Genomic DNA, 7806 nt, shown 5'->3' with positions numbered 1-7806 from the left:
TGATTATATTAACAACCAAGTAATTAATGAAATAAGTACGTATTTATCAAATAATAAAGTTACGCCAAAGGTTTATATAGGTTATAGCAGAAAAGCTTTCTTTGCTAAAAATGATAAAACCTTTAGAGTGACCTTTGATAATAATATTATAGCAAGAAGAGATTATCTTACTTTGCAGGATGGCTTATTTGGATATCCGATTTTAAAAGAAGGTTTTTATTTAATGGAAGTAAAAATATTAGGTTCAATTCCATTGTGGTTTACTTCAATTTTATCTAATTTATCTATATACAATACTCATTACTCTAAGTATGGAAATGAATTTATGCAATATTGCTTAAATAAAGAAGAAAGTTATAACAAAGGGAGAGAAGAAGTATGTTAGAAACAATAATATCAACTACTAGTGGGGAATCATTTACTTTGCTTAACACTTTAATAATTATGATTTCGTCAATTGTTTTAGGATTAGCAATTAGCCTTGCGTATATCTTAACTCATAAAAAGGAAGGATATGTACCAAGCTTTACAATTACATTAATAATGTTACCAGTAATAATTTCAATTATTATTTTACTTGTAGGTAATAATATAGCTAGAGCCTTTAGCTTAGCAGGAGCATTTTCACTTATTCGTTTTAGAAGTGCACCTGGAGATCCTAAGGATATTGCTTATGTATTTTTCACTTTAGCTGTAGGTCTTACATGTGGTATGGGATATATAGGATATGCTGTAATTGTAACAGTTATTTTATGTGTTTTATTAATAATATTAGATAAAACAAAGTATGCAATGCCAAAACATAAAACTGCTAAATTAAAAATTATAATTCCAGAAGACCTTAATTATGAAGGTGTATTTGATGAGGTTCTTAGTAAATATACACGCTCATGGAATATTGATTTAGTTAGAACTAGAGACTTTGGAGCATTATTTGAACTGCAATTTATAATTAAAGTTAATTCTGATATAAACCATAAAGAATTTATGGATGAATTAAGATGTATAAATGGAAATTTAAATATTTCTCTTATGCTTTCAGGATTTGAAGAAAAGGTTTATGCTTAATACAGGTAGGTTGTCTTAAATTTAATTTTAAGGCAGCCTATTTACCATTTAATAAAAATTATATATTTATGATACACTTTAAGTAGTGTATATAGATTTAAAGAGGTGATGAAATGAAATTGTTATTTGTTGAAGATGAAATACAGCTTTCAGAAGCGTTAACAGAAATTCTTATAAAAAATAAATACTCAGTAGATGCTGTTTATGATGGTGAAGATGGTCTTAATTATGGATTAACAGATATTTATGATGTAATAATTTTAGATATTATGCTTCCAAAATTAAATGGTTTAGAAATATTAACTAAGTTAAGAAAAAATAATATTTCAACTCCAGTAATACTTCTTACTGCAAAAAGTCAAATTGAAGATCGTGTATCAGGACTAGATGCTGGTGCTGATGATTATTTAGTAAAGCCTTTTGCACCTGATGAGCTATTAGCTAGATTAAGAGCATTAACTAGAAGAAAGATTGATGTTATTAATAATAATTTACTTAAGTTTGGAGATGTAACATTAAATATTAAGTCTTATGATTTAGAAACAGCTTCAGATTCAATAAGATTAACATCTAAGGAATTTGAAATTATTAGATATTTTATGCAAAGACCTAAAAATGTAGTAAGGAAGGATGATTTAATAAGCAAAATATGGGGATATGACTCTGATGCAGAGCATAATAACATTGAAGTATATATCTCATTTTTAAGAAAAAAGCTATCTCATATAGATTCAAAAATAACTATATCAACTATTAGAGGTGTTGGTTATAGGCTGGAGGAATAATCATGTTTAAATTGCTAAAGCGAAAATTAATATTAATTAATATGACATTATTAACTCTAGTTTTTGTTGGTATTTTTTCTATTATTTACTTTATGACTGCATCTAATATGAATAGAGATATTGAAAGAGATTTAAGTAATATGATGATGGACTTTAAACCAAGCATGGGAAAGCCTAAGCCTAGAGATGGATTATCTATTAAGTTAGATTCTAATAATAAAATAATAGATGGCTATACTCAGCTTAATATAGAAGACAGTGAAATAGAAAACTTAGTAAATAGAGCATTAGAAAATGATAGTATTTCAGATAAAATTAAAACCTCTGATAGTACGTATATATTTTTAAAGGAATCTACTACTAAAGGAAGCAAGATAGTATTTCTTGATGTTAGCAAGCAAAAGGATTTGCTTATTAATTTGCTTCAAACATTTTTATTACTAGGTTCATTAAATCTTTTACTACTTCTTTTTATAAGTATATACTTAACTAAAAAATCAATAAAGCCTATAAAAGATACATTTGAAAAGCAAAAGAGATTTATTGCTGATGCATCTCATGAATTAAAAACACCATTATCAATAATTAAGACAAATTCATCAGTATTATTAGAAAACTCTAATGATACTATTAAAAATCAAATCAAATGGATTAATTATATAAATGATCAAACAGATAGAATGTCTACTTTAATAAATGAAATGCTTTCATTAGCTAAGTTAGATGTTGATGAAGCAAATATAAAATTCTCACAAATAGATATAAGTAAGGCCATAGAAAAAATAGTTTTATCCTTTGAAGCTATATTATTTGAAAATGATATAGAATTAGAATCTAATATAAAGAAGAATATAACTATAAGTGGAGATATAGAAAATATAAATAAGTTATTTAGTATATTAATGGATAATGCTATAAAGCATACAAATAAAAAAGGAAAAATAACAGTTGAGCTTTATGAAGAAAGTAATAAAGTTAAATTATTAGTTAAAAATACAGGTGAAGGAATTAAAAAGGAATATTTAGAAAAAATATTTGAAAGATTTTATAGAATTGATGATTCTAGAGCGAGGGATACTGGTGGATATGGATTAGGGCTATCTATTGCTAAATCAATAGTTGAGAATCATAAAGGGAAAATTTATGCAAGAAGTATTATAAATGAAAGTACAACCTTTATAGTAGAATTAAATTCAATGACATAAAGTAAATAAAGAAAAATCCTTATAGCAGAAATTTAATTATCTGATATAAGGATTTTTTATATTATCTAGGTTTAAATCCTCCTGGTTGTATTTGGCCACCGCCACCACCTGGACCCATTTGGTTTTGACTTATTCCTGCTTGAGCTGCTGTAGTTATATTTTCTGATACAGTAAAGTTTAAGGTTTCTTCTCCACCTGAATATAATCCATTAGAGTATAATCCGCCTTTTTCACTTCCTGTTGAGCTTCCTCCTAGAAATACCTTATAAGAAGATCCTGTTTTTATATTTGGAGATGAAACAACAAGAGATTGATAAGTTTTACTAGGTGCAAAAGTAATAACTTCATTCCCTTCTTCATCTTCTATATGTATCAGAGTTTTAGCTTCTTGTGAATTTAACATTACTGCTACTGAATTTAAAGTTGATGATGAACTAGGTGATTGCATCATTCCTAAGCTCCCAGCTGCTATTAATAACCCACCATTAACATTGCAAGTTTTATCATAATCTAATGCCCCATTACCATTATCTGTTGGACCATTTACAATAACTACTCCACCAGTCATATTAATGCTTCCATTAGCATCAATTCCATCACCTTTTGCATCAACATAAACATATCCATCATTAAAATTAATACTACCATTTCCGCTGGACATAAAGTGGTCTTTTTCTCTTCCACCACCTAATGCTTCACTATCATTACCACCAGCTGCATTTATACCATCATCGCTAGCAACCACAGTAATATTTCCACCATTTATGTTAATTACTTCACTTTCTAAGCCTTCATAGGACTCTAACACATTTATTTCTCCACCATTTATATCTAAGGTAGCATCAGCATGAATACCATCATCTCCAGTAGTTAAATTTAACAAACCACCATTTATAATTACTGAATTATTTGAGTGAATAGCATCATCAGAAGAATTTATATTAAATTCCCCAGCATTTATAGTAATACCAGTTATTGCTTTAATTCCCTTTGCACTTACAAGAGATAAGTTTTCAGTAGTTTTACTATTAAGGTTAAAAACTCCTCCATCAATAGCAATATATCCTTTAGTTTCATCAGTATCATTACTAGATTGTAGAGAATCTCCTGAGCAATTAACAGTTATATTTCCATCAGCAATTTCAATAGAATCCTTACCTTTTATTCCATCATTAACTGCATTAACTGTTATATTCCCATTTTTAATTTCTAAATCATCCTTGCTGGCTATTCCATTATTAAAGTTACCATTAACAACCAAAGAACCACTACCTTTAATTTTAAGATCACATTTACTAAATATAGTTGCATTAGGTTCTTCTTTTTCTACATCATCATAAGTATAATTTTCACTATCTGTTAAGATATTATCAGTGCCATAAGCTAATATAAGTGTAGTGTTTTTAGCATTTTTAGAATATATAGGTGAGCTATTTGATGATGTTATATTTACTCCATTTAAAGTAATGTCAACATTGTCTTCATCACCAGCTTCTATAATTATTTGGCCATCTTTTAATGTTCCAGTAACTTCATAAGTACCTGCTGCTGTTATTTTAACTATATTATTATCTATTACTACCCCATTACCATTAACAGAAATTTCATCTCCTAAGATAATAGTTGTAGATGATTCTGAAACGGCTTCAGCAGCAACGTTATTACTATTTATATTTAAATTATCGTTATTATTTTTTTTTGAACATCCTATTATTGCAGCGCATAGAGAAACTGCAGTTAATATTAATACAAGTTTTCTTTTCATTGTTCTTCCTCCTTTTATAAAGGTAATTATCTATTACTTTATTAAGGATATCACTTCCACCTTAAAATAATCTTAAATTATAAATATCTAGTAAGTACGGATTTATAATTAATAAGTTACAATGCAAAATAATATTAAAATAAACAATAAAAGAAGAAGTGCATTAATAGTTATCACTTCTTCTTTTATTGTTTATTTTTGTTATTGTAAAGTATTATGTTAAGTAAAGTATATTTTAATTTTGATAATTTATATCTTGTGTTGATAAATAAGGGAAGGTTTTAATTTTAGATGAATCTAGTGTTTCCTTATTCATATCAATAGCATTTATTCTTGTATTATCATAAGTTTTATAATAATAAATTCCCTTTTCTTGATTCATACATGAAGAATATAATGTTACATCATATAATCCATCCTCAGTAATAACTCCACCCTTTACCATTTTTACATATTCAAGCATATGGAAGAATTGTGTAATTGCTTCTATATCAGTTTCAATTGGTGGCATTTTAGCTCTAATATATGCAATTCTTACAAATCTTGAAACTGAAGCAAAAGCACCAGGTATTCCTATAGTTCCTGCACCAACACCTAAAGCTTCTAATTTCTGATCACTCCAAGTAGTTTCCTTTGGATAATCAGGAGTAATGTTTATATATTCATTTAAGTTAGTTAAATGCCAATCAAATGTAGGATTATTAGTCATAACTCCTACAGGATTATCATGTACAGTTATTCCTTTTTTAGTTTTTTCAACTACAATTGATTTTCCAGATTTATCAGAGATCATCCAATGAAGTGTTGAAGCTGGTGTATCTCTATTAATTGGAATATTAACTAATTCAATATTTTTTACTGAGGATTTTACTTGTTCAACTGTGTCATGATTTGATAATATCCATTGTATAAAATCGTAGGGGGCAATATTAACCTTTCCAGGAACAGGAGCATTTTCATAGTAAGCATAACCTGCAAAATTTAATCCTGCACAAGCTAATCCATTTTCATTCATTCCATCAGCCATTGCAGGATGATTATCTATAACTGTACCCATTCCAATAATAGTACGATTATTTACAATCATCTTTCCAGTTACTTTATCTTGAAAGCTATATTTTTTTGGAATAATCATTACTGATTGATTAAAGTTATAAGCTAAATCCATATTCCTTCCAAAAAAACATTTCCCTTCTTTAGATTTAATACTTAACGCTGTACACATATACTCACCTCTATAAATTATTTTTTCTTAATGTGACGTTATATTTAATTAATATATATTGAAAACATTTCGTATCTTAAATATATTATTAGAAATTATTATTAATAAATTTTTATATTTTCTTTATTATCATTATATTTAATAATAGGGTCATTATTATATTTTGATGTGGACACTGCATTACATATATTATCTATTAAAATTAATTTATACTCTGTATCTAGACAATATAAATATAATCCATCTATTTTTAAGACGTATGAAATAGGGAAAACTTCTAGATTGCATGTTTTAAGCTTTATAGATATCAATGTTTTATTATCCATAGAAACATCTATAATTTTACACGCATCATTTTTGGTTATAATCTTTTTATCGGTAAAGTCTAATATAAACCTATCTTCTAACTTATGTAATATTTCAGTGCATCTATCATTATCAACAAGCTTAAATTTATCTATAAGTTCTGATTTTTTTAAATCATCAATAATATGCTCTGCTATATATAATGATAAGATTAAGTCTTTATAATCATTTTTTGTTAGTACATATTTGGCTATAATATAATTTTTATCTAATTCTACTCCTCCATTAACACCTCGATAAGTTATTATAGGAATACCTAAAATAGATAGCTTATCTAAATCTCTTTGGATAGTTTTAGTTGATACATTAAAATTATTAGCTAGTTCTTTCACTGTAGTTTTAGAATTGCATTTTAATAAATAAAATAGTATTTCTAATATTCGCATATCTCTCCTTCTTTAGTTAATATAAAATTTTTAATTATCTATAATATATAATAAAGGTTAAATAAGACATATGTCGACCTATTTAAATTAATTATTAATATGTAATAATTATATTAGATAAATTTGGAAAACGAGATTTTTTAATAGTTAATCCTTATAATAGTTTAGCTAATATTAAGAGCGGTTATACAAATAATATTTATAAAAAGAAAATAAAAGTACCCTATATAGGGACTAGAGAAAAGTTAGTCGTCTATATAGGGTATTATTTATAATATATAAGGTGTTATAACGAATGAAAATTTTTTAATCGTTAATTCAATTTAATTTTTATGATAGTATTTTATTTTGTTGTTCTTGTATTTAAAGAAACTGGCTTTGACTCTTGTCCATTAGAGTATTTAGCTGTTACTTTAAATCCATAAATTGTGTTAGCTTTTAACTCTGAAGCTACGTATTCTGTAGTTCCTGCTGGTACTGTTGCTACCACTTTACCATCTTTATACACTACATATTCAGCTAGTCCAATAACTGAAGATGGTGCATTCCATGATAAAGAAACAGAGTTATTTGTAACATTAGTAGTTTTTAAATTAAGCGGTTTAGAAACTACTATTTCTTCTACTTCACCACCGTTACCAACAGTTACTTCTTGTTTAACACTAAAGTTACCATCAGCTGTAGTAGCTACTATATTAGTTTTTCCATCTTTAAGTCCTCTTAAATAGTATTTAACATCATCACCATTGTCTAAACGTACTACTTCAACAACACTTGAATCTTCTGAAGTAATTCTATAGTAATCGTTAGTAGCATTGTCTGGTGTTACATTAGCAAATACAGGAGTAACCTTATTAATATCTAAGTTACTTGGAGCATCTGCAAATTCTATTCCAGATACTTCAGCTCCTTTTTGTTCATAGAATTCAATTTCATTAATTGCTAATGTATGATTATCTGTACGTCCTTCTAAAGCAGTAATAACAATCTTATCAAACATTTGATT

At 27.0% G+C, this 7806-nt stretch carries 8 protein-coding genes; 4 read left to right on the top strand and 4 right to left on the bottom strand.

The features are described from left to right. The 4 genes from ACRDBA_RS08325 to ACRDBA_RS08310 form a co-directional block, all read left to right on the top strand. Positions 1-385, top strand: a 385-nt coding sequence (locus ACRDBA_RS08325; RefSeq protein ID WP_438572461.1) for a VTC domain-containing protein, incomplete at its 5' end; no start/stop codon positions are given. Beyond that, positions 379-1068 (top strand): DUF4956 domain-containing protein, encoded by a 690-nt coding sequence (locus ACRDBA_RS08320; RefSeq protein WP_438572460.1) that lies wholly within the window; start codon positions 379-381, stop codon positions 1066-1068. The genes ACRDBA_RS08325 and ACRDBA_RS08320, both read left to right, overlap by 7 nt. A gap of 113 nt (positions 1069-1181) precedes the next feature. Beyond that, positions 1182-1853, top strand: coding sequence for a response regulator transcription factor (locus tag ACRDBA_RS08315; RefSeq protein ID WP_438572459.1), 672 nt, complete (start codon positions 1182-1184; stop codon positions 1851-1853). A 2-nt stretch (positions 1854-1855) separates the two neighbouring features. Continuing rightward, the gene (locus ACRDBA_RS08310; protein ID WP_438572458.1) at positions 1856-3058 is read left to right on the top strand and encodes a sensor histidine kinase; all 1203 of its coding nucleotides are present in this window, start codon (positions 1856-1858) and stop codon (positions 3056-3058) included. Between the two features lie 61 nt (positions 3059-3119). On the opposite strand, the gene ACRDBA_RS08305 is transcribed toward ACRDBA_RS08310, so the two are convergent. The 4 genes from ACRDBA_RS08305 to ACRDBA_RS08290 all read right to left on the bottom strand — a co-directional run. Continuing rightward, entirely contained in the window at positions 3120-4823 is a 1704-nt protein-coding gene (locus tag ACRDBA_RS08305) for a carbohydrate-binding domain-containing protein (protein WP_438572457.1), read from the bottom strand. A 235-nt stretch (positions 4824-5058) separates the two neighbouring features. Beyond that, positions 5059-6048, bottom strand: a complete 990-nt coding sequence (gene bsh, locus ACRDBA_RS08300; protein WP_438572456.1) for a choloylglycine hydrolase — start codon at positions 6046-6048, stop codon at positions 5059-5061. Positions 6049-6149: 101 nt separating this feature from the next. After that, entirely contained in the window at positions 6150-6800 is a 651-nt protein-coding gene (locus tag ACRDBA_RS08295) for a helix-turn-helix transcriptional regulator (RefSeq protein ID WP_438572455.1), read from the bottom strand. Positions 6801-7143: 343 nt separating this feature from the next. Continuing rightward, on the bottom strand, positions 7144-7806 hold a 663-nt coding region (locus tag ACRDBA_RS08290), incomplete at its 5' end, for a fibronectin type III domain-containing protein (RefSeq protein ID WP_438572454.1).

Source organism: Clostridium sp. (genome assembly GCF_051654825.1).
Classification (GTDB): domain Bacteria; phylum Bacillota; class Clostridia; order Clostridiales; family Clostridiaceae; genus Clostridium.
Note: the sequence above shows the minus strand (reverse complement) of the source record. Positions and strands in the feature narration are given on the sequence as shown.

Bases quoted from the DNA above. Each gene is read 5' to 3' on its own strand.
- ACRDBA_RS08315 (WP_438572459.1), top strand. From the start codon at position 1,182: ATGAAATTGTTATTTGTTGAAGATGAAATACAGCTTTCAGAAGCGTTA.
- ACRDBA_RS08305 (WP_438572457.1), bottom strand. From the start codon at position 4,823: ATGAAAAGAAAACTTGTATTAATATTAACTGCAGTTTCTCTATGCGCT.
- ACRDBA_RS08295 (WP_438572455.1), bottom strand. From the start codon at position 6,800: ATGCGAATATTAGAAATACTATTTTATTTATTAAAATGCAATTCTAAA.
- ACRDBA_RS08310 (WP_438572458.1), top strand. From the start codon at position 1,856: ATGTTTAAATTGCTAAAGCGAAAATTAATATTAATTAATATGACATTA.
- ACRDBA_RS08320 (WP_438572460.1), top strand. From the start codon at position 379: ATGTTAGAAACAATAATATCAACTACTAGTGGGGAATCATTTACTTTG.
- bsh (WP_438572456.1), bottom strand. From the start codon at position 6,048: ATGTGTACAGCGTTAAGTATTAAATCTAAAGAAGGGAAATGTTTTTTT.